General features: G+C 70.9%; 21 protein-coding genes and 4 tRNA genes. 13 read left to right on the top strand and 12 right to left on the bottom strand.

Annotated features, from left to right (window positions below; all coding sequences use genetic code 11):
• Positions 1 to 33: 33 nt before the first annotated feature.
• Both ABD808_RS08435 and ABD808_RS08430 read right to left on the bottom strand, forming a co-directional pair.
• A complete protein-coding gene (locus ABD808_RS08435; RefSeq protein WP_344892379.1) occupies positions 34 to 870 on the bottom strand; it encodes an alpha/beta fold hydrolase in 837 nt (278 codons plus the stop codon).
• Positions 871 to 1,023: 153 nt separating this feature from the next.
• A complete protein-coding gene (locus tag ABD808_RS08430; RefSeq protein WP_344892376.1) occupies positions 1,024 to 1,572 on the bottom strand; it encodes a TetR/AcrR family transcriptional regulator in 549 nt (182 codons plus the stop codon).
• 106 nt (positions 1,573 to 1,678) lie between these two features.
• Between ABD808_RS08430 and ABD808_RS08425 the strand changes: the two genes are divergently transcribed.
• Positions 1,679 to 2,539, top strand: coding sequence for an enoyl-CoA hydratase/isomerase family protein (locus ABD808_RS08425; protein ID WP_344892374.1), 861 nt, complete (start codon positions 1,679 to 1,681; stop codon positions 2,537 to 2,539).
• A 559-nt stretch (positions 2,540 to 3,098) separates the two neighbouring features.
• Here the strand turns inward: ABD808_RS08425 and ABD808_RS08420 are convergent.
• The 3 genes from ABD808_RS08420 to ABD808_RS08410 all read right to left on the bottom strand — a co-directional run bounded on the left by ABD808_RS08420 (position 3,099) and on the right by ABD808_RS08410 (position 3,357).
• Positions 3,099 to 3,170: transfer RNA gene (locus ABD808_RS08420), tRNA-Val, on the bottom strand.
• 5 nt (positions 3,171 to 3,175) lie between these two features.
• Positions 3,176 to 3,246, bottom strand: a tRNA-Cys gene (locus tag ABD808_RS08415).
• Between the two features lie 39 nt (positions 3,247 to 3,285).
• A tRNA-Gly gene (locus ABD808_RS08410) sits at positions 3,286 to 3,357 on the bottom strand.
• A gap of 113 nt (positions 3,358 to 3,470) precedes the next feature.
• Between ABD808_RS08410 and ABD808_RS08405 the strand changes: the two genes are divergently transcribed.
• The 5 genes from ABD808_RS08405 to ABD808_RS08385 are packed head-to-tail and all read left to right on the top strand — an operon-like array spanning position 3,471 to position 9,899.
• Positions 3,471 to 4,175 (top strand): ArsR/SmtB family transcription factor, encoded by a 705-nt coding sequence (locus tag ABD808_RS08405; protein ID WP_344892371.1) that lies wholly within the window; start codon positions 3,471 to 3,473, stop codon positions 4,173 to 4,175.
• Positions 4,172 to 5,173 carry a chorismate-binding protein gene (locus ABD808_RS08400; protein ID WP_344892369.1) on the top strand — a complete coding sequence of 334 codons (1,002 nt, stop codon included), beginning with the start codon at positions 4,172 to 4,174 and terminating at the stop codon, positions 5,171 to 5,173. Before ABD808_RS08405 ends, ABD808_RS08400 begins: the two co-directional genes overlap by 4 nt.
• Positions 5,139 to 5,975 (top strand): aminotransferase class IV, encoded by an 837-nt coding sequence (locus tag ABD808_RS08395; protein WP_344892366.1) that lies wholly within the window; start codon positions 5,139 to 5,141, stop codon positions 5,973 to 5,975. The genes ABD808_RS08400 and ABD808_RS08395 overlap by 35 nt, the downstream gene beginning before the upstream one ends.
• A 4-nt stretch (positions 5,976 to 5,979) precedes the next feature.
• Positions 5,980 to 7,188 (top strand): CehA/McbA family metallohydrolase, encoded by a 1,209-nt coding sequence (locus ABD808_RS08390; protein WP_344892363.1) that lies wholly within the window; start codon positions 5,980 to 5,982, stop codon positions 7,186 to 7,188.
• Complete coding sequence (locus tag ABD808_RS08385) at positions 7,185 to 9,899, top strand: glycoside hydrolase family 38 N-terminal domain-containing protein (protein WP_344892361.1); 2,715 nt, start codon at positions 7,185 to 7,187, stop codon at positions 9,897 to 9,899. Before ABD808_RS08390 ends, ABD808_RS08385 begins: the two co-directional genes overlap by 4 nt.
• Here the strand turns inward: ABD808_RS08385 and ppgK are convergent.
• The 3 genes from ppgK to ABD808_RS08370 are packed head-to-tail and all read right to left on the bottom strand — an operon-like array spanning position 9,886 to position 11,745.
• Positions 9,886 to 10,644: a polyphosphate--glucose phosphotransferase gene (gene ppgK, locus ABD808_RS08380; protein ID WP_344892358.1), complete on the bottom strand. Its 759-nt coding sequence runs from the start codon at positions 10,642 to 10,644 to the stop codon at positions 9,886 to 9,888. The two genes, ABD808_RS08385 and ppgK, sit on opposite strands and share 14 nt — an antisense overlap.
• 31 nt (positions 10,645 to 10,675) lie before the next feature.
• Positions 10,676 to 11,002, bottom strand: coding sequence for a DMT family transporter (locus tag ABD808_RS08375; RefSeq protein ID WP_344892355.1), 327 nt, complete (start codon positions 11,000 to 11,002; stop codon positions 10,676 to 10,678).
• Positions 11,002 to 11,745: an SDR family oxidoreductase gene (locus ABD808_RS08370; protein ID WP_344892352.1), complete on the bottom strand. Its 744-nt coding sequence runs from the start codon at positions 11,743 to 11,745 to the stop codon at positions 11,002 to 11,004. Before ABD808_RS08370 ends, ABD808_RS08375 begins: the two co-directional genes overlap by 1 nt.
• Positions 11,746 to 11,852: 107 nt before the next feature.
• On the opposite strand from ABD808_RS08370, the gene ABD808_RS08365 reads away from it, so the two are divergent.
• Both ABD808_RS08365 and sthA read left to right on the top strand, forming a co-directional pair.
• Entirely contained in the window at positions 11,853 to 12,455 is a 603-nt protein-coding gene (locus ABD808_RS08365; RefSeq protein WP_344892349.1) for a TetR/AcrR family transcriptional regulator, read from the top strand.
• Between the two features lie 32 nt (positions 12,456 to 12,487).
• Positions 12,488 to 13,891, top strand: a complete 1,404-nt coding sequence (sthA, locus tag ABD808_RS08360; protein ID WP_344892346.1) for a Si-specific NAD(P)(+) transhydrogenase — start codon at positions 12,488 to 12,490, stop codon at positions 13,889 to 13,891.
• Here the strand turns inward: sthA and ABD808_RS08355 are convergent.
• Complete coding sequence (locus ABD808_RS08355) at positions 13,888 to 14,295, bottom strand: SsgA family sporulation/cell division regulator (protein WP_344892343.1); 408 nt, start codon at positions 14,293 to 14,295, stop codon at positions 13,888 to 13,890. The genes sthA and ABD808_RS08355 overlap by 4 nt on opposite strands.
• A gap of 207 nt (positions 14,296 to 14,502) precedes the next feature.
• Here ABD808_RS08355 and ABD808_RS08350 point away from each other — a divergent pair, with 207 nt between their 5' ends.
• Positions 14,503 to 14,928 carry a TIGR02611 family protein gene (locus ABD808_RS08350; RefSeq protein ID WP_344892340.1) on the top strand — a complete coding sequence of 142 codons (426 nt, stop codon included), beginning with the start codon at positions 14,503 to 14,505 and terminating at the stop codon, positions 14,926 to 14,928.
• Between the two features lie 58 nt (positions 14,929 to 14,986).
• A tRNA-Val gene (locus ABD808_RS08345) sits at positions 14,987 to 15,058 on the top strand.
• 181 nt (positions 15,059 to 15,239) lie between these two features.
• Here ABD808_RS08345 and ABD808_RS08340 read toward each other — a convergent pair.
• Both ABD808_RS08340 and ABD808_RS08335 read right to left on the bottom strand, forming a co-directional pair.
• The gene (locus ABD808_RS08340) at positions 15,240 to 16,661 is read right to left on the bottom strand and encodes a tyrosine-type recombinase/integrase (protein WP_344892337.1); all 1,422 of its coding nucleotides are present in this window, start codon (positions 16,659 to 16,661) and stop codon (positions 15,240 to 15,242) included.
• Positions 16,662 to 16,690: 29 nt separating this feature from the next.
• Complete coding sequence (locus ABD808_RS08335) at positions 16,691 to 16,939, bottom strand: helix-turn-helix domain-containing protein (RefSeq protein ID WP_344892334.1); 249 nt, start codon at positions 16,937 to 16,939, stop codon at positions 16,691 to 16,693.
• Positions 16,940 to 17,410: 471 nt separating this feature from the next.
• Between ABD808_RS08335 and ABD808_RS08330 the strand changes: the two genes are divergently transcribed.
• Together ABD808_RS08330 and ABD808_RS08325 are read left to right on the top strand one after the other, a co-directional pair.
• A complete protein-coding gene (locus tag ABD808_RS08330; protein ID WP_344892332.1) occupies positions 17,411 to 17,632 on the top strand; it encodes a hypothetical protein in 222 nt (73 codons plus the stop codon).
• Positions 17,595 to 18,563, top strand: coding sequence for an N-6 DNA methylase (locus ABD808_RS08325; protein ID WP_344892329.1), 969 nt, complete (start codon positions 17,595 to 17,597; stop codon positions 18,561 to 18,563). Before ABD808_RS08330 ends, ABD808_RS08325 begins: the two co-directional genes overlap by 38 nt.
• 102 nt (positions 18,564 to 18,665) lie before the next feature.
• On the opposite strand, the gene ABD808_RS08320 is transcribed toward ABD808_RS08325, so the two are convergent.
• Positions 18,666 to 18,878, bottom strand: coding sequence for a hypothetical protein (locus tag ABD808_RS08320; RefSeq protein WP_344892326.1), 213 nt, complete (start codon positions 18,876 to 18,878; stop codon positions 18,666 to 18,668).
• Between the two features lie 454 nt (positions 18,879 to 19,332).
• Here ABD808_RS08320 and ABD808_RS08315 point away from each other — a divergent pair, with 454 nt between their 5' ends.
• On the top strand, positions 19,333 to 20,883 hold the full coding sequence (locus tag ABD808_RS08315) for a serine/threonine-protein kinase (protein ID WP_344892324.1): 1,551 nt from the start codon (positions 19,333 to 19,335) through the stop codon (positions 20,881 to 20,883).
• Positions 20,884 to 21,038: the final 155 nt, after the last annotated feature.

The following is a 21,038-nucleotide window of genomic DNA, read 5'->3' as shown; positions in this document are numbered from 1 at the left end:
CGAGTCGGTGCGTCACCCGCGCCGCCTGACACGTCACTGGCCGAGGAAGTCCAGAAGGATCTCGTTGACCTCGGCGGTGTGGGTGGTGAGCAGCCCGTGCGGCGCCCCGTCGATCTCGACGTACTTCGCGGTGGGCAGCGCCTTGGTGAAGCGGCGTCCAGTGGCGTCGATGGGCAGGGTCCGGTCGCCCGTGCCGTGCACGATCAGGGCGGGCACGTCGATCCGGGGGATGTCGGCCCGAAAGTCGGTGGGCCAGGTCAGCGGTGCGGCGGCCGAGGCGATCGGCCCCGCGCCCGCCGCCACGTTCCAGGCGTTGCGGACGGCTTCCTCGCTCACCCGGGTGCCCAGGTTCTCGTCGAGGTTGTAGAAGTCAGAGTAGAAACCGGTGAAGAAGGCGTGGCGGTCCTTCTTCACCGTCTCGGAGATGCCCTCGAAGAAGGACAGTGGGGCGGCGCCGTCGGGGTTGTCCTCGGTGACGGCCAGATACGGCTCCAGTGACGCGAGGAAAACGGCCTTGGCGACGCGTCCGGAACCGTAAATGGACAGGTAGCGGGCGACCTCACCCGTGCCCATCGAGAAGCCGACCAGCACCGCGTCGCGCAGGTCGAGAGTCTCCAGGACGATGTTCAGGTCGCCGGCGAAGGTGTCGTAGTCGTAGCCGGTGGACGGCTGCGAGGACTTGCCGAACCCGCGCCGGTCGTAGGTGACGACCCGGTAGCCCGCGGCCAGCAGTGCCGGGACCTGCCCCTCCCAGGAGTTGCCGTCCAGCGGGTAGCCGTGGATCAGCACGACCGGCTGCCCGCTTCCCTTGTCCTCGTAGTGCAGTTCGATGTCGGTGCTGTTCTCCGTGCCGACCTTGATGCGCCCCATGATGCCTTCCCCTTCCGGGAGTTCGATGTCCGTCGCGCTCTGACGATCAGGACTATACGACCGGTCTACTCAAACCGCAACTCGCTCGGCCATCCACGTCCGTCGCGGAACTCGCGCCGCACGGTTGTGAGCCCGGCGAGCCCGGGAGAAGCGTTACGCGGGCCAGGCCCGGGCCGCGTGACGGGCCGCGTCCAGCAGTCGGGTCCGGTCGGCGCCGTCGCGAGCCAGGGCGGCCATGCCGGCCAGTACGGTGTCGACGAACGCGGCCACACCGTCGGCCTCGGCGTCCGACGCGAGTTCTCCCTCGGCGGCGGCCCGGCGTAGACGTGTCCGGATCATGTCGCGTGTCCTGTCGCGCCGTTCGGCGAGCCGGGGCTCGCTCATGACGAGGCAGCCGGGGGGCTGCCCGGGCGCGGAGAAGTGCTCGGCCGAGGACCGCAGTAGACGCTCGATCGCCTCCCGTGCCGTCGGTGCCGAGAGGTCGCGCTCCAGGTCCTCGTCCAGATGTTCGGTGTAGAGCGCGGACGCCTTCTCGAACAGCGCGTTCTTGTCGCCGAAGGCCGCGTACAGACTCGGTGCGGCGATCCCCGCCTCCGCGCACAGCTGGGCGACGCTCACTCCGTCGTAGCCGCGCTCCCAGAACGCGCGCATCGCCATCCGGAGCACCGCGTCCTTGTCGAACGTCCTCGGTCTGCCCGTCACACTCATACTGTATCGCACGCTAAAGAACGTGCTAGGCTCCTTCTGTAATGTACATTAAACAACGTCGGGTGGCCGTGCCGCGGCATGCGCCCGGAGGAGTGCGGCGATGAGCTACAACGGTTACAGGTCCCTGGTCGTCCGCGTGGAGGACCGGATCGCGTGGGTGACCATCGACAACCCGCCGGTGAACATCGTCGACGCCACGCTGGCCGGCGACCTCAAGGCGTTCGCGGACGAGGTGGCGTCCGACGAGAACGTCGCGGTGATCATCTTCGAGTCGGCCGACACCGAGTTCTTCTCCGCCCACGCGGACTTCGAGTGGTCCTTCGATCCGAGCACCCTCATGGCCCTGGCCGACCCCGATGCCGACCCCGCGCTCAACCCGCTTCAGCAGCTCAACGAACGCCTGCGCACACTGCCGCAGGTGACCATCGCGAAGCTGCGCGGTTACGCCCGCGCGGGCGGCGCCGAGTTGGCCATGGCCGCCGACATGCGATTCGCGGCCGCGGACCGGACCTGGCTGTCCCAGCCGGAGTCGCTGATGGGCATCTTCCCGGGCGGCGGCGGCACCCAGTACCTCAACCGGCTGGTCGGTCGGGCCCGCGCCCTGGAGATCGTGCTGGGGGCCGAGCTGTTCGACACCTCCGTCGCCGAGCGCTACGGGTGGATCAACCGCGCGGTGCCGGACGAACACCTCGACGCGTTCGTCGACGCCCTCGCCCACCGCATCGCCCGCCTGCCCCAGGGCGTGGCCGCCGCCGCGAAGGAGGCGCTGGACGCCGCCGAGGCGAGCGGCCCCGTCCCGCACCTGGCGGAGGAGGCCGCCGCACACGCGAAGGTCTACCCTTCGCCGGACGACGTCGTCCACCGGCTCCGCGTGCTGATGGACCACGGCGGCCAGACCCGCGAAGGCGAAAAGGGCCTGGAGCGCCTGCTCGAATCCATCCCCTGGGCCCACCGCTCCTGAACGAACGTAGGTCATGTCCGCCGGACACCGCATCGTTGGGTTCCGGGCTGGACCCGGCCGAAGGGTCCAGCCCGACTCCAAGAAGAAGCTGTGAGTACTCACCGGCGCCGTCGGTCTCCCCGGCGTCCTCCGCGCCGGACACGGCGTCCATGCTGGTCGGCGAGCGCGCAGCCGAGATCCTCACAACCGAACAGGGCCTGAGCTGAAAAGGCCGATCTCAGGAGCAGGGTGCGCGCGAGATCTGGAGGAGCAGAGATGATCGGTCACCCCGCAGGGGTGCCTCCGACCAACAACCTGAACCGGCAAAGACCGTAGAAGTGAAGCCCCCACATCGAAGCCCGCCGCCGTCAACAACCCAGCCCGGCAAGGCCCGTAACCCCCCGCCGATCAATGACCCGGCCCGGAGGGGGCGTAGGGGCGGAGCCCCACAAGGGGGGGCGAGGGGCGAAGCCCCACAGGGGGTGTGGGGGCGGAGCCCCCACCTCGGGGGTCTGGGGGTCGCCCCCCAGACAAACACCGGGGAATGGCCCACGCTCTCCGTGGGCATACCTCCCCTACGTGGGCGATACTGGGATTGAACCAGTGGCCTCTACCGTGTCAAGGTAGCGCTCTCCCACTGAGCTAATCGCCCTTGCGAGGTGGAGACGGGATTCGAACCCGTGTGGACGGCTTTGCAGGCCGCTGCCTCGCCTCTCGGCCACTCCACCAGAAGGAGACCTCTGGGGGATAGCCGGAAGGCCCCTCAGAGCGGAAGACGGGATTTGAACCCGCGACCCTCACCTTGGCAAGGTGATGCTCTACCCCTGAGCCACTTCCGCTTGCGCCTTGCGGCGACGTGGAAAACCTTAGCGCGTCGGGGGCGGTTACCCAAACCGGTTTCGTGGGGGACGCTTCGATGCCGGTCGAAGGGTGGGGCGCTTAGGGTCGACGTATGGGACGGAAGTACGACCTGAGCGTGGATTTCGCGCCGGTGGCGGCGCTGCTGGCGGACCGGGCGCGGGCGGCGATGGTGACGGTGTTGTTGGACGGACGGCCGCTCGCGGCGGGGGAGTTGGCGCGGGTGGCGGGGGTCAGCGCGCCGACGGCGAGCGCGCATCTGGCGCGGCTGCTGGACGGCGATCTGGTCACGGTGGTGCAGCAGGGGCGGCACCGGTACTACCGGCTGCGGGGGGCGGAGGTCGCGCAGGTGGTGGAGGCCTTGTCGCGGATCAGTCCGGCGGTCGAGGTGCGGAGTCTGCGGCAGTCGCGGGACGCGCGGCGGCTGCACGAGGCCCGGACGTGTTACGACCACCTGGCGGGGGAGGCGGGCGTGGTGTTGTTCGCCGCGCTGGTGGACGGCGGGCTCATCGAGGCCGACGGTGACGAGTCGTTCGAGGTGACTGTGAAGGGTGAGGAGCAGTTCGGGGCGCTGGGCCTGGACGTGGCGGCGTTGCGTAGGTCGCGCCGCAGGTTCGCGTGGCGGTGTCTGGACTGGACGGAGCGCAGGCCGCATCTGAACGGCGCGCTGGGCGCGGCGCTGACGGCGCGGATGATCGAGTTGGCCTGGTTCGAGCGGGGGTCGACGCGCCGCGCGCTGGCGGTGACGGACGTGGGCCGCGCGGGCCTCGCGGATTCGTTCGGGTGCGTGCTGGGGTGAGTTTCGCGTATGCGGGCGGCCTGCTGGCGACGGGTCTCGCGGATGTGACGAGCGATGTGGCGGCCCTGGATTCGCGGGGCTGGTGGGCCGTGGTCGTGACCTACGAGGGCAAGGTGACGTGCGCCCGTTTCACCGACGTGCGCCGGGCGCCGCACCCGGAGGGCATGTGGGCCGCGCCGGGGGAGTGGAGCACATCGCTGGACGAGGCCGCGTACAAGGCGGGCGTCCAGCGGATCAGGGACGAGATCGCGGACGGCGTCGTCTACCAGGCCAACCTGTGCCGGGTGCTGTCGGCGAAGTTGCCGCCCCGGGCGACGATCGAGGGTCTGGGGGCGCGGCTGATCCGGGGGAATCCGGCGCCGCACTCGATGACGGTGAAGCTGCCCGGACTGGAGGTCGCGTGCGCGTCGCCGGAGCTGTATCTGGCGCGGGACGGGGACGTCGTCGAGTCCCGTCCGATCAAGGGGACGGCGCGCACCGCGGCGGGCCTGCTGCCCAAGGACCAGGCCGAGAACGTCATGATCGTCGATCTGGTGCGCAACGATCTGGGCCGGGTCGCCGCGGTCGGGTCGGTGGAGGTGCCGGGGTTGTGCGAGGTCGAGGAGCATCCGGGGCTCGTCCACCTGGTGTCGACGGTGCGGGCGCGGCTGGCGGGCGGCGGCTGGCCGAAGCTGATCGCCGCGACGTTCCCGCCCGGTTCGGTGACGGGTGCCCCGAAGTCGAGTGCGGTCGAGCTGATCGGGGTACTCGAACCGGTGCCGCGCGGCCCGTACTGTGGGGCCATCGGCTGGGTCGACGCGGACTCGCGGCGCGGCGCCCTCGCGGTGGGGATCCGGAGCTTCTGGGCCGAGGAGGGTCTGCTCCGGTTCGGCACCGGCGCGGGCATCACGTGGGGGTCCGATCCGCTGCGCGAGTGGCGCGAGACCGAGCTGAAGGCGGCACGGTTTATGGAGGTGGCCTCCGGTGACGGAGCAGGCCAGGATCTGGCTGAACGGTGAGCTCGTCGACCCCGGGCTGGCGATGGTGCCGGTCCTCGACCACGGGATCATCGTCGGTGACGGGATCTTCGAGACGATCAAGGTGCAGGGCGGGACGGTCTTCGCGCTGACCCGCCATCTGCGGCGGTTGGCCCGGTCGGCGGCGGGCCTCGGCCTGCCCGAACCCGATCAGGACGCCATCACGCGCGGCATCGCGGACATCCTGGCGGAGTCCCCGAGCTGGCCGCTGGCGCGCGTCCGCGTGACGGTGACCAGCGGTCCGGGTCCGCTCGGATCGGCGCGGGGCGACACGGGACCGACCGTGTCGATCATTGTGGCGCCGCAGGACCCGTTCCCCGAGACGGCGGACGTGACGGTCGTCCCATGGCCGCGCAACGAGCGGGGCGCGCTGGCCGGGCTGAAGACGACGTCCTACGCGGAGAACGTGCTGGCCCTCGCCTACGCGCGGGAACGCGGCGGAGGTGAGGCGATCTTCGGCAACACGGTCGGGAACCTCTGCGAGGGGACGGGCAGCAACATCTTCGTGGTCATCGGCGGGCGCCTGATCACGCCGCCGCTGTCGGCGGGCTGCCTCGACGGGGTGACACGGGCCCTGACGCTGGAATGGTGCGGCGGCGAGGAGGCGGACATCGCGCTCGACGACCTGTACCGCGCGGATGAGGCGTTCCTGACGTCCACCACCCGGGACGTCCAGCCGATCCGGGCCGTGGACGGGACGGTCCTGCCCGCCGCCCCGGGCCCCATCACCGCGAAGGCGAGAGCGGCGTTCGCCGCCCGCTCCGCCGAGCACGTGGATCCCTGACCGGATGACGGTCCATCGAGGGCGTTGGAGCCTGGAAGACCGCCTCGAGCGGCCGCTTCGCGAACTGCCGTTCGACGTCCCGCCCGGCGCGGCGTCGATCACGGTCGAGCTGTCCTTCGAGGGCGGCGTCATCGACCTTGGCTGCCACGGCCCGGACGGGTTCCGTGGCTGGTCAGGAGGGGCCCGCCGCCAGTACACGGTGGGCGCGGAGTGGGCGACGCCCGGATATCTGCCCGGTGAACTCGAACCGGGCATCTGGCACGTCTGGCTCGGCCTGCACCGGATACCGCCGGACGGCGTCCCCTACGAGGTCACGATCACCACGTCCACCTCGGCTGCGCGCCACCAGGACGAGGCGCCGCCGCCCCCGCCGGAACGTCCCCCGCCTCGGGATCTCCCCGCGCCGGACGGCCTGCGGTGGCTCGCCGGTGACCTGCACTCCCACACCGTCCACAGCGACGGGACGCTGACCGTCCACGAACTGGCGTGCCTGGCCGCGTCCCGGGGGCTGGACTTCCTCGCCGTCACCGACCACAACACCGTCAGCCACCATCCGCTGCTGCCCGCCGCCGGGGCCCACGCCGGGATCACGCTGCTGCCCGGCCAGGAGGTCACCACCGACCTCGGGCACGCGAACGTGTTCGGCGACGTCGGCTGGGTCGACTTCCGGCGGCCGAGCGCCGACTGGGCCGCGTTCGCGGCGGCGCGCGGCGGGCTCATGTCGATCAACCATCCGCTGAGCGGCGACTGCGCGTGGCGCCATCCGCTGCCTGAGGAGTCCCGGCCCCGGTTCGCCGAGATCTGGCATCCGTCCTGGTGGGACCGGCGCTGGGGCGCGCCGCTGGCCTGGGCTGACCTCTGGCGGCCCGGCGGGGTCGTCCCGCTCGGCGGCAGCGACTTCCACGACCCGGGCCAGTTCAAGAACCTCGGCGAGCCCCTCACCTGGGTTCTCGCCGAGGACGGAGGCGCGGCCAGCCACGTGCTGGACGGCATCGCGGCGGGCCGGACGGCGGTGTCGGCCGGGCGGGACGCCCCCGGCCTGCTCCGCGTCGACGACGAGCTGATCGCGGTCGACGCCGACGGCACGGTGCTGATCCGCCCGGACGGCCGGCGCACCGCGATCCGCGGCGACCGCGTCCGGATACCGGCGGACGCCCCGGGCATGCACCGCCTGGAGACCCACGAGAACGAGGTGATCGCGCTGTGCGGGTGACGGAGACGGAGGAACGCCGGGAGATCGTCGTCGTCCCGCACACCCACTGGGACCGCGAGTGGTACCTGCCGTTCCAACGTTTCCGGCTCCGCCTCGTGGCGCTGCTGGACGCGGTCGTCGACCACATGGAGGCCGACCCGCGCTGGCGGTTCACGCTGGACGGCCAGATGGCGGCGGTCGACGACTACCTGGAGGTCCGTCCCGACCGCCGTGACCGGCTGGCCGCGCTGGTCGCGGACGGGCGTCTCGCCGTCGGTCCCTGGCAGATCCTGCACGACGAGTTCCTGTGCTCGGGGGAGAACATCGTCCGCAACCTGGAGCTCGGGATGCGGCGCGCGGAGGAGCTGGGCGCGGCGATGATGGTCGGCTACCTGCCCGACCAGTTCGGGCATTGCGCGCAGATGCCGCAGATCCTTCGGCTCGCGGGCATCGACCACGCCTGCGTGTGGCGCGGCGTGCCCGCCCGCGTCACGTCCCGCGCGTTCGCCTGGGAGGCGCCGGACGGGACCGCCGTCCGCACCCAGTACCTCCCCGAGGGCGGCTACGGCAACGCGGCGTCGATGTTCGAGCGGGTCGGGGACGGCCCGCCGCCGCTGTCCCGCCGCGCCGCCGGTTTCGCGACGGCGATGGGCCGCTGGTATCCGGACGGCGGCCCGCTGCTGGCCATGTACGGCGCCGACCACACCGCGCCCGCCGCCGACCTCGCCGACCGGATCTCCGGCGCCGGGCTCCCCATGCGTCTCGACACTCTCGCCGGATACTTCGCGGGGGAGACCACGTCGGTGGACGGGCTGCTCCACGTCCGGGGCGAGCTGCGGTCGCACGCCCGCGCCAACATCCTCCCCGGGGTGCTCTCCGCGCGCGTCAGGCTGAAGCGGCTGCTGGGACGCGCCGAACGCCTCGTCGAACGGTACGCCGAACCGCTGGCGGCCCTCTGGTACGCGGGCGACGCGCGCACGTTCCTCGACCTCGCGTGGCGCCGCCTCATCGAGACGAGCTGCCACGACTCGGTCACCGGCTGCGGCAGCGACGAGACCGCCGAGCAGGTCGCCGCGCACATGGCGGAGGCCGAGCAGCTCGGCCGCGCCGTCTGCGACATCGTCACCGCCGAGCGCGCCGCGTCCGTGCCGCTCGGCTCGCACCTGGTGTTCAACCCGACTCCGGCGCCGCGCACCGGCCTGATCATGGTGGACGTCCCGTCCGAGGGTGAGCCGGGGCTGGTGACGGGCGACGGCCGTCCCGTTCCTGTACAGACTCTCGACATCGCGCCGACCGTGCTGGACGACGCCGTCCACCAGGCCGCCGAGCTGCCGATCGTGCTGGAGCGCGTGTACGGAAGGGTGCTCTTCGGGCAGGAGGTCCGCGACTGGTCGGTGTCGCGCGACGACCGCACGCTCACCTTCCACGTGACGGCCCGCGCCGACACGCCGTTCGACATCGGCGACGTCCGGGCCGCGCTGCGCGATGTGGAGGGGGAGTGGCGCGTCCGAATCCTGGCCGATCCGCGCCGGACCGTCGCCGCGCTCGTCGACGCGCCCCCGCTGGGCCTGACGACCGTGTCCCCGGCGCCGCCCACCGCCGTGGAGGGCCCTGTCACCGCCTCCGAGGGCGTTTTCGACAACGGCCTTCTCCGCGCCGAGATTGACGACGACGGCACGCTCACGTTGCGCACCCCGTCCGGCCACATCGTCGAAGGCGCCGGACGGATCGTCGACGGCGGCGATCTCGGCGACTCCTACAACTATGCGCCGCCCGCCGCCGACCGTCTCGTCGAGAGCCCGCTGACCGTCCGCGTCGAACCCGTGTGGAGCGGGCCGCTGCTCGCCGCGTACGACATCGTCCGGACTTACCGGTGGCCCGCGTCAGGGGACGTCGAGAACGACGCGCGCTCCCAGGCCGAGGAGGACGTGACCGTCACCACCCGCGCCGAACTCCGCGCGGGCGAGCCGTTGCTGCGGCTGCGCGTCACGTTCGACAACCGCTGCGACGACCACCGGGTCAGGCTGCACCTTCCGCTGCCGCGCGCCGCCCGCGCGTCGTTCGCCGAGGGCCAGTTCACGATCACCGAGCGGGGGCTGACGGCCGAGGGCGGCTTCGGGGAGCGTCCCGTTCCGACGTTTCCCGCGTCCGGGTTCGTCGCCGCCGGGGGCCTCGCCGTCCTGCTGGAGCACCCCACCGAGTACGAGGTCACCGGCGACGGCGGGGAGCTGGCCGTCACCCTGCTCCGCTCCATCGGCTACCTGTCGCGCGACCGCAACCGCTACCGCGACCAACCCGCCGGCCCGCAGCTTCCGACCCCGACGGCCCAGTGTCGAGGCCCCCTGACGACGAGCCTCGCGATCATGCCGCACCACGGGGAACGGCCGGGCGCCGACGTCATCCAGGCCGCCGAGTCATACCGCCACGAGCTGCTCACCGCCGCCGGATACGGGCCCGTCTCCGCGTCGCCGCCACCGCCCCGCACCGGGGTCGCGATCACCGGCGACGGCGTCGTGATGACCTCGCTCCGGACCCGCGACGGCTGGATCGAGACCCGGCTGGTCGCCGAGTCAGCCGAGCCGACGACGGCCGTCCTGCGCGGCCCGTTCACCGAGGCCGCCCGCGTCGACCTGCGCGGACGTCCCGTCCTGCCGCTCGACGTCCGCGCCGGGACGGTCACGCTGGCGCTGCGCCCCTGGGAGATCGCGACCGTCCGCCTCAGACAGGGCTGAGGGTCGTTCCGGCGGCGGCCATGGCGGCGCCCACGATGCCCGCGTTGTTCACCAGCCGCGCCGGGACGACCTCCGCCCGCAACCCCGTGATCAGTGGGACGAAGTGCGCCGACTTCCGGCTCACCCCACCGCCCAGGATGATCAGCGACGGGGAGATCAGCGCCTCCAGATGCCGCAGGTACGCCTCAAGCCGCCTGGCCCACTTCTCCCAGCTGAGGTCGTCGTCCTCGCGGGCCTTCGACGACGCCTTCTCCTCGGCGTCCCGTCCGCCCAGTTGCAGGTGCCCGAACTCGGTGTTGGGGACCAGGACGCCCTCGGTGAACAGGGCGCTGCCGATGCCCGTCCCGAGCGTGAGGACCACGACCGTCCCGCCGCGCCCGCGTCCCGCGCCGAACCGCATCTCGGCGATCCCGGCGGCGTCGGCGTCGTTGAGCAGCGTCGCCCTCCGCCCGGTCGCGTCGGAGATCAGGGCCGCCGCGTCCAGGTCGACCCAGTGTTTCGACACGTTCGCCGCCGACAGCGTCATCCCGTCGATCACCACGCCCGGGTAGGTGACGCCGATCGGGCCGTCCCACCCGAAGTGCTCCACGATCTCCGCCAGCACCTTCGCGACGGCCTTCGGTTTGGACGGATGCGGCGTCGCCACCCGGAACCGCTCCCGCGTGAACGACCCGTCCGCCAGATCGACCGGCGCGCCCTTGATTCCCGACCCGCCGACGTCGATCCCGAGCATCTCCTTCGCCATGCCCTATCTGTGCCCGGTCTGTGGCCGATCTTCACCCCGACGATTCCTCGACGAGTTGCAGCCCGATGACGCCGACGACGATCAGCGCGAGGAAGCCCAGCCGCGCGGGCGCCGCGCTCTCCCCGAACGCGATCATCCCGGCCACCGCGACGCCGACCGCGCCGAGCCCGACGAACACCGCGTACGCCGTGCCGACGGGCAGCGTCCGCAGCGACAGCGCCAGCACGACCACGCTGAGCAACGCGACGCTCAGCCCGATGACCGTCGGCCAGAGCTTCGTCAGGCCGTCCGACTCCTTCAGCGCCGTCGCCCACACCAGCTCCATCAGCGACGCGACGATGAGAAACACCCAGGCCATCAGGCCGCATACCCCCCGTCCACGGCGATCGCCGCGCCCGTCACGTAGTCGCCGCCCGGGCCCGCCAGGTGCGCGACCATCGCGGCGATCTCCTCAGCGCGACCGTACCGGCCGAGTGCCGTGAACCCCCGTTCGAAGTCCGCGTCCGGCGAGTCGGCCGGGTTCATCTCGGTGTCGGTCGACCCCGGCTGGACGACGTTCGCCGTGATCCCGCGCGGCCCGAGATCGCGTGCCAGGCCCCGGGTCAGCCCGGTCAGCGCCGACTTGCTCATCGCGTACAGCGTCCAGCCCGGGTACGGGACGCGCTCGGCGAGGCTGCTGCCGATGTTGACGATCCGCCCGCCGGGGCCGAGATGGCGGGCCGCCGCCTGAGCCGCCACGAACGCCGCCCGGACGTGCAGGGCGAGGGTCTGGTCGATCTCCTCGGCCGTGACGTCCTCCAGCGGCCCGTACGGCGCGATCCCAGCGTTGTTGACCAGGATGTCGAGCCGTCCGAGTTCGCGTGCGGCCTGGTCGACGGCCCCGGCGGCGGCCGCCGGGTCGGCCGCGTCCGCCTGGATCGCCGTGCCGCGCCGTCCGGCCGCCTCGATTCCCCGGACGACCTCCGCGGCCCGTTCGGCGCTCCTGACGTACGTGACGGCGACGTCCGCGCCCTCTCCGGCCAGCCGCAACGCGATCGCCGCGCCGATGCCGCGCCCGCCACCGGTCACCAGGGCCGCCCGTCCCGCGAGTTCCGCTGCCATCCTCACCCTCCCGATAACTGGAAAAACTTCCGGTTATCGAGATTAACTGGAGAACTCTCCGGATACAACTCCGGCTACGCTGCTGTGCTGTGCCGAAAGGGGACAGGATGCGGGACCTGCCGGTCGTCGGAACCCCGCCCGCCGAACGCGCGGACGCCGCGCACAACCGGCGCCGCATCGTCCGCGCCGCCGCCGAGCTGATCGCCACCCGTGGCCCCGAGGCCGTCTCCATGGACGAGGTCGCCCGCGCCGCCGGGGTCGGCGTCGGCACCGTCTACCGCCGCTTCGGCGACCGCGCCCGCCTCGTCTACGCCGTGATCGACGACCGGGAGCGCGAGTTCCAGACCGCGTTCATCCACGGCCCGCCGCCGCTCGGCCCCGGTTCGCCCGCCCCCGACCGCCTCCGCGCGTTCCTGCACGCCCTGGCCGACCGCACCGACGCCCAGGCGGACCTGCTGTTCATGGCCGAATCCGGCCCGTCCGACGCCCGGTTCAGAGACGGCTCCTACGGCCTCTACCACCGGCACGTGGCGATGCTGCTGGCCCAGGTCCGTCCCGGCGCCGACACGGCCTACCTGGCGGACGCGCTCCTGGCCCCCTTCGCCGCGAACCTGTTCCTGTTCCAGCGCCGCACGCGCGGCATGACCCTCGACCGTGTGAAGACCGGCCTGGACGCGCTCGCCGACGCTCTCATCGTTCGAACCCTTTAACCGGACCGCCACGGACCGTCAGACTGGTGGACGTGACTGACTTCGATCTCCTCGTCCTCGGCTCGGGCCCCGGCGGTCAGCGCGCCGCCATCGCCGCCGCCAAACTCGGCCGCAAGGTCGGCATCGTCGACCGCCGCGACATGATCGGCGGCGTCTGCATCAACACCGGGACGATCCCGTCCAAGACCCTCCGCGAGGCGGTTCTCTACCTGACCGGGCTCAACCAGCGCGAACTGTACGGCCAGAGCTACCGGGTCAAGGACGACATCACGGTCGCCGACCTCGGGATGCGCACCCAGCACGTGATCAGCCGCGAGACCGACGTCGTCCGCAACCAGCTCGCCCGCAACCGCGTCACCATCCTGCCCGGACGGGGCCGGTTCCTGGAGCCCAACACCATCGGGATCAGCAGCGTCGGCGACCGGGAGCAGAAGGTCACCGCCGACCGCGTCGTCGTCGCCACCGGCACCCGCCCGGCCCGTCCCGACACCGTCGCCTTCGACGACCGGGCGATCATCGACTCCGACGGCATCATCCACATGGACCGCATCCCCGAGACCATGGTCGTCGTCGGCGCCGGGGTCATCGGCATCGAGTACGCCTCGATGTTCGCCGCCCTCGGCACCAAGGTCACCGTCGTCGAACGCCGCGAACGCATGCTCGACTTCTGCGACCTGGAGATCATCGAGGCCCTCAAGTACCACCTGCGCGACCTGGCCGTCACGTTCCGGTTCCGCGAGACCGTCGCGTCCGTCGAACGGATGCCGCAGGGGGCGATCACCGTCCTGGAGAGCGGGAAGCGCATCCCCGCCGACACCGTCATGTACTCGGCCGGACGCCAGGGCATGACCGACGACCTCGGCCTGGACGCCGCCGGCCTCACCGCCGACCACCGGGGCCGGATCAAGGTCGACGAGAACTACCGCACCGCGGTTCCGCACATCTACGCCGTCGGCGACGTGATCGGCTTCCCCTCGCTCGCCGCCACGTCCATGGAACAGGGCCGTCTCGCCGCCCACCACGCCTGCGGCGAGCCCGTCGCGGAGATCAACGAGACCCAGCCCATCGGCATCTACACGATCCCCGAGATCAGCTTCGTGGGCCGCACCGAGGACGCCCTCACCGAGGCAAAGGTCCCCTTCGAGGTAGGCATCTCCCGGTACCGCGAACTCGCCCGAGGCCAGATCATCGGCGACTCCTACGGGATGCTGAAACTCCTCGTCTCACCCGAGGACCGGCGCCTGCTCGGCGTCCACGTCTTCGGGACGGGGGCCACCGAACTCGTCCACATCGGGCAAACGGTCATGGGCTGCGGCGGAACCGTCGACTACCTCGTCAACGCCGTCTTCAATTACCCCACCTTGGCCGAGTCGTACAAGGTCGCCGCCCTGGACGCGATGAACAAGATGCGCCACATAGCCCGCCTGTCCGGCTAGGACGGCCAGAGCAGGTTCTCCAACTCCGCGTCGATGTCGATGAACTCGGTCTCCTCACCTGCCGGGACGGTCTGGTACGTCCGGTGCAGGAAATCGGCCAGCGGCGACAGCGGCACCTCGAACAGCGCGTCCCCGAACGGGGACGACAGCGCGATGTGGAGCGTGCCGTCGTCGGGGCCGGGCCAGACCTCCACGTCCCCGTCCCCGACCTTCCGCACGATGCCGACCGTCAGCAGTTCCCTGGCGAAGATCCACTCCACCGGCTCGTCGTCGCCCACATAGAAGGCCATCCGGATCGCGTACGGGTCGTCGGCCGCGTACTCCAGCCCGGCCAGCAGAGGGACGGTCGTGCGGTCGGGGACGACGAGTCGAAGGCCCAGCTGCGCTGAGACGGTGGTGTTCATAGGCCATTCCCTCTTACGTCGGTCCCGCTGGCGGGGCCCCGGTGAGTACATCCCCTCCCTCACCGACATCCCCGCGAACTAAGACGCCTAACGGCCTGAGCTCCTCCGAACATTCCGACGTCCTTACCCAATGTGACCCATCTCACCGCACCTGACCTGCGCAAAGACCGCCTCAACCCACCGCTCACCGTGGCCTAGGGTAAAACCGTGGCAATCAAGGACGCAGAGAAGGCCCCACCACCACAGCCGCCCCGCATCCACCGCTTCCGAGAACGCATTCGCCGCAACAGGCTCCTCAACACAGCCTGGCGCCTGGGCGTCCTCCTGGTCGGCTCCACCGTCCTCCTGGCCGGCCTGATCATGATGGTCACCCCGGGCCCAGGCATCCTCGGCATCATCCTCGGCCTAGCGATCCTCGCCACCGAGTTCACCTGGGCCCAACGAGCCCTCCACCGCGCCCGCGCAGCCGCAGACCGCGCCAAGGACAAGGCCCTGGACCCCCGCAAACGCCGCCGCAACCTCATCCTGGGCACCCTGGCCACCGCCCTGGGCATCGCCGCAGCAGTCGCGTACCTGGTCATCTACGGCTTCGTGGTCCCCTGGCAGATAGACGACCTGACCTTCTGGACCTGACCGCCCCCATAACGATGCACGCCCTGCCCCCGACATGCGCTAAAGTTTGCGACGTCGAGGGCGATTAGCTCAGTGGGAGAGCGCTTCGTTCACACCGAAGAGGCCACTGGTTCGAACCCAGTATCGCCCACCCCTATGACACAGGCCCTCCAGCAATCTCGCCGGAGGGCCTCAGTGATCAACTGGGAGGATTTTGGGAGATCATCTCCCTCCCGCCCAAACAAGGTCACAAGAATGCCTCTACGATCCATCACTCTCCGTAGCCGCATAGCGGGGGTGGACGCATGCGTCCACCCCCGCTATGACGACCGTCACGCGCTGACGAGAAGCTCTCGCGAACCCTTCCTCTTCCGCGCGGCCTTCAGCAGCCCGTTGAGCACCGACACCGGCGAGTGAGCCCCGAATTCGAGCCGCGCCGCCAGTGAGTCCTCCCACCTCCGTTGGAGCTTGGCCTTGAGGTCGTCGCGCATGCTCTCCGACACATGGGAGTACACGCCCCGGATCCCTGGCACGGTGTGCCCCAGCCTTTCGGCTTGAACGATCTCGGGAATCGCGTCCTCCAACATCCAGGTCATGTGGCTGTGCCGCAGCCCATGCGGAGTGAGCCCCTCGATCAGCGGCAGCCACACCGCGACCGAAACGTCCTCACCGATGACCTGGATTCCTCGACCGCGTGGAGGGACGAACACCGTCCCGGGTACAGCGTCCGGCCAGGCAGGGATGGGCGTGCCCGGCCATACCGCCGCATCGACCAGGACACTCCTTCCGACCTGCCGGGTGCCGCGGGGATACCGACCGTCGGCCGCCGGCTGGAAGATCCGGCGGGCGTAGGTGGATCGCCGATGATGACGCCCGTTGGGGCTGAGGAAGAGGTACTGCCCGCCGCCCCCGCATTTCGGAGTGCGGCCCTCACAGCCGCATCGTCCCCGCGTGCGTGTGCTCTGGTCAGACACCAGCGCAGCCAAGAAAGGTGGCATGTCCATGGGCCGATGCGAGTCGTCCTTGGGAGGCACCTTCTCCACCTTCCCGGCGAGCTCGCGCAGCTGCCAGTCGATCTGAATACGATCCAGTCGGCAAGCAGGCCGCTCCAGCCCGTGAACCTCCCCCCAGCGCATGCCGGTGTACGCGGTGAGGACGATCAGGACGAAGTCGTCGTCACGCCCCGACAGCAGTGCGCACCGCTCGGCCAGCAGCAGCACCTGCAACGGCGTACCCCACACTTTCTCCGGACCCCTTACAGCGACCGTCCGGCGAGTCCGCTTGCGCCCACGTCCTCGCCGCTTGACGGCGACATTCGTGGCGACCATTCCCCGATCCTTGGCGTCCCCAAGGACGGTGCCCAGCAGAGAGCGCGCGTCCGCCGCCGTACGGTGCGAGAACCCCTTCGTCCGAGTCCGCTTCTCCCAGGCGACGATCTCCTCTGGGCTGGTGAACGTGTTGATCGGCCGGTTCCCGAACGCCGGAACGATGTGGTGATCGATCAGGTAGCGGTACTTGGCCTCAGTGGTGGCCTCCAGATCTTGCCCCGACCACCACAGCTCGACCCAGTCGGCCAGTAATCCCGATCCATCCCGAGGATCGTTCCACCTATGTCGTCGGATCTCCGACTCCTGCTCTTCTCCCCACTGGAGCGCGGCCTGCTTGGTCTCGAAACCCGACTCCGACGCCGCGCTGCCATCCGGCCGCGTGTACCGCACTCGCCACTTCTTCCCACGCTTCTCGGCATATGCCATGAGTTCCTCCTTGTTCGCCTGGACGCGGCTCACCTCCGGTCGCGTCGTCGAACGACCGGCTGCTTGGCGCCGGCCGCGATGATCGCGTCGATGTCCTGCTCGCTGAACCGCAGATGCTTGCCGATGAACGTGCAGGGGACCGTCCGAGCGCTGGCCTTCTTCCTCAGCCAGGACTCCCGCACCTGCAACATCGCCGCCGCCTCGGCCGGCGTGTACAGCCGGACGTCATCAGCTCTGCGCTCGCCACGACGTGGAAGCCGGTCGTTCTGCAAGGGCACACCTCGCCTTATCAACGGGCCGCAGGACGTGCCGCCGTGCAGGCTCGCTCTACAGCCCTCTCCGTGAGATGGACAGCGGCTTTCGCGAGAGTACGACGATCTTGCCGAGATTTTACACTTAGGGTAGTCATCACGCTACTCACGGGCGCGTGTCGGCTGATCATAGTTAGCCGCGACCACCGGCCGTTCCGTCGCCGTTGCCACGCCGCGGACGCCGGTTCGTGTGCTGACGAGGGGGCCGACACCGCATTGCCCGTCCGCAGTGTGAGGCCACGCCTGGAGGCTGTCGCCACCGCGGCGGCGCCGGGGCAAGAAATGGAAAACGTTCACTTAACGCCGTTGGACCGGGCGCGGTCCAGCGGAACGGACGAGGGATCGGGCGCGATCCGTCCGGGCCGGGCGATCGGCTGACGGTGTCGTGAACCGCGTGCACAGGTCCTCTAGGGTGGTTCACGTCATGCGGGAGGCCGGATGGTGTGGACGCTGGTGCCGGGAGGTGCGGTGGCGCGGGACGAGGGGATGGTGACGGCCAGCGAGATCGCCCGGCTCGCCGAGGTCGGCAGGGCGGCCGTGAGTAACTGGCGCCGCCGCTTCGACGACTTCCCCGACGCCGTCGGGGGGACTCCGGCGAGCCCGGCTGTTCTCGCTGGCCGACGTGGAGGGGTGGCTGGTCCGGCGCGGCAAGAACGGTGAACTCTCGCCGGCGGGCCGCATCTGGCGGCGGCTCCGGACGGCTGCGGGCGACGCCGACCTCGCCGACCTCGTCGGCGTGCTCGGAGCCTTCCTCGTCTATGCGGAACGGAACCGCGACGACTGGACGGCCCTCGCCGAGCAGGACGACGGCGAGCTCGCGGTCAGGCTCCCCAAAGCCGTGGCGATTGGCGTCCCCGAACTGCCCGGCGAGCTACCGGCCGCCGTCGACCCCGGGGTGATCCGCGAACTAGCCGAGATCTCCGCCGAGGACGCCGCCGGCCTGTTCGACGACCTGTGCCGCAGGCTCGCCGAGACCCAGGGGCGCCGCGTGCGGGTCGCGCCGCCGGAGGTGGCCGCGCTCATGGCGAGGCTGGCGGGGACGGTGGGCGGCACCGTGCTCGACCCGGTGTGCGGGCTGGGCGGCCTGCTGACGGCCGCGGGAGACGTCGACCTGCTGATCGGGCAGGAGCCACGGACGGCGGCGGCGCGGATCGCCGCCGCCCGGCTGCTGCTCCGGGGTCGGCGCGTCCGGATCGCCGTCGGCGACGCGCTGGGCGAGGACGCGTTCCGGGACGTCGAGGCCGGCGCGGTGGTCTGCGCCCCTCCGCCCGGCGACCGCGGCCGGGGGCATGAGGATCTGCCGGGTGATCCGCGCTGGGTGTGCGGACTGCCACCCCGCGGCGAGCCGGAACTCGCCTGGCTTCAGCACTGCCTCGCCCACGTGGAACCGGGCGGCCGGGTCGTGATGCTCATGGCCGCCGCGGCCGGCCGCCGATCGGGCCGCCGGATACGCGCCAACCTGCTGCGCGCTGGTGCGCTTCAAGCCGTCATCACCGTCACGCCCGGGAGCGGTGCGTCTCACCGTGCCCCCGACCTGTGGGTGCTGCGGCGTCCCGAACGCGGGGAGCGTCCGCCTTTCCACGTGCGCTGATGGCCGACGCGTCCGGTGACCTGTCGATCGCCGACTCCGCATGGGCCGCGTTCGCCGAGGACCCCGACGGCACACCCGATCTTCCGGCCGGATGTCGGGCCATCAGCGGTGCGGATCGTTCGCGGCGTCCCCGACATCGTCCCCGGCGACGTCCCCGGTGATGAGGGACGGGAGACGCCCCGCACCAGCGTCGCGGAACTCGTCAAGGCCGGTGCCGTCGTCCTGCTCCAGGCCCCGATGACGCCCGACGTCGGCGACGGCGATCACCTCCTGCTGACCGCCAAGGACGTCCGCCTGGGACGCCGGCCCTCCCAACGCGCCGCCTACGCGGACGGGGCGGTGCTGACCGAGGCGGGGACGTGGTGGTCCCCGCCGCCGCGAGTGGCACGACGGTACAGGTGCTCCACGAAGGCGGTGCCGTACTCGGGCCGCGGCTCTACCTCTTCAGGGTCGATCCCCAGCGGATCGACCCTTTCGCTTTGGCCTGTTTCCTCCGCGTCGCCTGCGGTTCCCGCCCGTCCCGCACCTCGTCCGCGTCGCCCAGGACCGATCCGCGCCGCGCGCGGATCCCGATGCTTCCGCTCGAAACCCAGCGACGCTACGGGGACGTCTTCCGCGGGCCGTCGCCCTGGAGGCGGCGGTGCGGGACGTCCGCGTGCCGGGGGAGCAGGCCGTCCAGGCGGCGTTCGACGTCATTGCTGAGGGATCCCTACGACCCTGACCACGCTCGGTGTAACTTTGCCCCATAGCGGGGTACTTGGGAGGGCTGTTGCCGTCGGAGCAGACGATCATCGGTGGTCGTTACGAGCTCGAACCGCTCCCGATCGGCCAGGGCGGTATGGGGCAGGTCTACGCGGGCTATGACCAGCGCCTCGACCGGAAGGTCGCGGTCAAGCTCATCCGGTTCCCCTACGGCGAGTACGACGAGGAGCTGGTGCGGCGCTTCCGGCACGAGGCCCGCATCATGGCGAAGCTGGAGCACCCCGGGGCGCCGTCGATCTACGAGGCCGACGTGCACGACGACCCGCGGCGTGGCGCCCAGCCGTACCTGGTCATGCAGTACATCGACGGCATCACGGTAGAGGATCTGCTGGCCGAATACGGTCCGCTGCCGGTCGGCTGGGCCGCCGCGATCGCCGCGCAGGTCGTCGCCGTCCTGCACGCGGCGCACGGGCGCGGGATCTTCCACCGCGACCTGAAGCCGTCCAACCTGATGCTCGGCCCGGACGGCACCGTGAAGGTGCTCGACTTCGGGTTGGCCATGTTCCACGACCCCGACCTGACGCGGTTGACGCGCAGCGGGGTGCCGCTCGGAACCCCTTCGTACATGTCCCCGGAGCAGGTGCGTGGAGCGGCGGTCGGCCCCCAGTCGGACTTCTACTCCCTCGGCCTGGTCGTCCACGAGACGCTGACGGGCCGTCGGCTGTTCGAGGGCACGACCGACTACGCGGTCTTCGAGCAGCAGATCAACGACCCACCGCCCCCTGTCCGCGACCGCCGCGACGACGTCCCCGCCGGACTGGACGCCCTGGTGCTGCGGATGCTTTCCAAACGGGCCGAGGACCGGCCCTCCGACGCGCCCGGCCTGCACGCGGAGCTGGTGCGGTACGCCGCCGACCTTCCGTTCCTCGTCGGCGTGGTCGCCCCGGAGCCCAGCTCGATCCGCATGTACGCCGACGTGCTCGTCCAGATCTCCCCGGACCACCGGGCGGCCAGGCTCCCGGGACCGGGCCCGCGTCCGGTCCCGGTGCCGGCGGACTTCAGCCGCGGCGACCTCCAGCGCGCCCGCGCGCAGGCGGAGAGCCTCGCCGGGGCGTCCCGGTACGGGCAGGCGGTGGAGGTCCTCGGAGCCGTCCTCGACCCGGCGGGCCGGGCGCTCGGTCCCCAGGACGCGGACGTCCTGCGGGTGCGGATGTACATGGCGGAGGTGCTGTTCGAGGGCGGCGACTACCGCCGGGCGGAGCCGGCCTTCGGCGACCTGGTCCGGGACGTCGCGGGCCGGTACGGGCCGCGCGACGACCGCGTGCTGCACTGCCGCCGCCAGGAGGCGACATCGCTCGCGCTTCTCGGGGAAACCGGGCAGGCCATCGCGCTCCTGCGGCGTCTGCTCGCGGACGAGGAGGAGATCTACGGCCCGAGCGAACCGCCAGTGTTCGAGCTACGGCGGCAGATCGGGCTCCTGGAGCTGGGCGCCGGGGACACCGACGGCGGCGCGCACACCCTCGCCGTCCTGCTGGACGACCTCGCCGAGACCTACGGGCCCGATCACCCGGACACCAGACGGGTCCAGGACAGCCTCGCCCGCCTGTCCTTCGAATGATCTAGGCGCGATGTGGTCAGCGGCTTGCGCTGCCGGACGTAATGGTGAAAACTGAAGTGGATTAATCCTCCGGTTCAAGGTTGAGGTCTTTCTTGCCTTGTGGAGTTTCATCAAGGTACCTAGCTGATTCTGCTACGAGCAGTAGGCGCATGCCA

Origin of the sequence: Actinomadura meridiana, assembly GCF_039537545.1 — a bacterium.
Taxonomy (GTDB): Bacteria; Actinomycetota; Actinomycetes; order Streptosporangiales; family Streptosporangiaceae; genus Spirillospora; species Spirillospora meridiana.
This window is presented reverse-complemented; position numbering and strand designations above follow the sequence as displayed.

Bases quoted from the DNA above. Each gene is read 5' to 3' on its own strand.
- ppgK (WP_344892358.1), bottom strand. From the start codon at position 10,644: ATGGCGAAGGAGATGCTCGGGATCGACGTCGGCGGGTCGGGAATCAAG.
- ABD808_RS08355 (WP_344892343.1), bottom strand. From the start codon at position 14,295: ATGAACACCACCGTCTCAGCGCAGCTGGGCCTTCGACTCGTCGTCCCC.
- ABD808_RS08330 (WP_344892332.1), top strand. From the start codon at position 17,411: ATGGTGTGGACGCTGGTGCCGGGAGGTGCGGTGGCGCGGGACGAGGGG.
- ABD808_RS08340 (WP_344892337.1), bottom strand. From the start codon at position 16,661: ATGGCATATGCCGAGAAGCGTGGGAAGAAGTGGCGAGTGCGGTACACG.
- ABD808_RS08375 (WP_344892355.1), bottom strand. From the start codon at position 11,002: ATGGCCTGGGTGTTTCTCATCGTCGCGTCGCTGATGGAGCTGGTGTGG.
- ABD808_RS08365 (WP_344892349.1), top strand. From the start codon at position 11,853: ATGCGGGACCTGCCGGTCGTCGGAACCCCGCCCGCCGAACGCGCGGAC.
- ABD808_RS08390 (WP_344892363.1), top strand. From the start codon at position 5,980: ATGACGGTCCATCGAGGGCGTTGGAGCCTGGAAGACCGCCTCGAGCGG.
- ABD808_RS08425 (WP_344892374.1), top strand. From the start codon at position 1,679: ATGAGCTACAACGGTTACAGGTCCCTGGTCGTCCGCGTGGAGGACCGG.
- ABD808_RS08370 (WP_344892352.1), bottom strand. From the start codon at position 11,745: ATGGCAGCGGAACTCGCGGGACGGGCGGCCCTGGTGACCGGTGGCGGG.
- ABD808_RS08405 (WP_344892371.1), top strand. From the start codon at position 3,471: ATGGGACGGAAGTACGACCTGAGCGTGGATTTCGCGCCGGTGGCGGCG.
- ABD808_RS08435 (WP_344892379.1), bottom strand. From the start codon at position 870: ATGGGGCGCATCAAGGTCGGCACGGAGAACAGCACCGACATCGAACTG.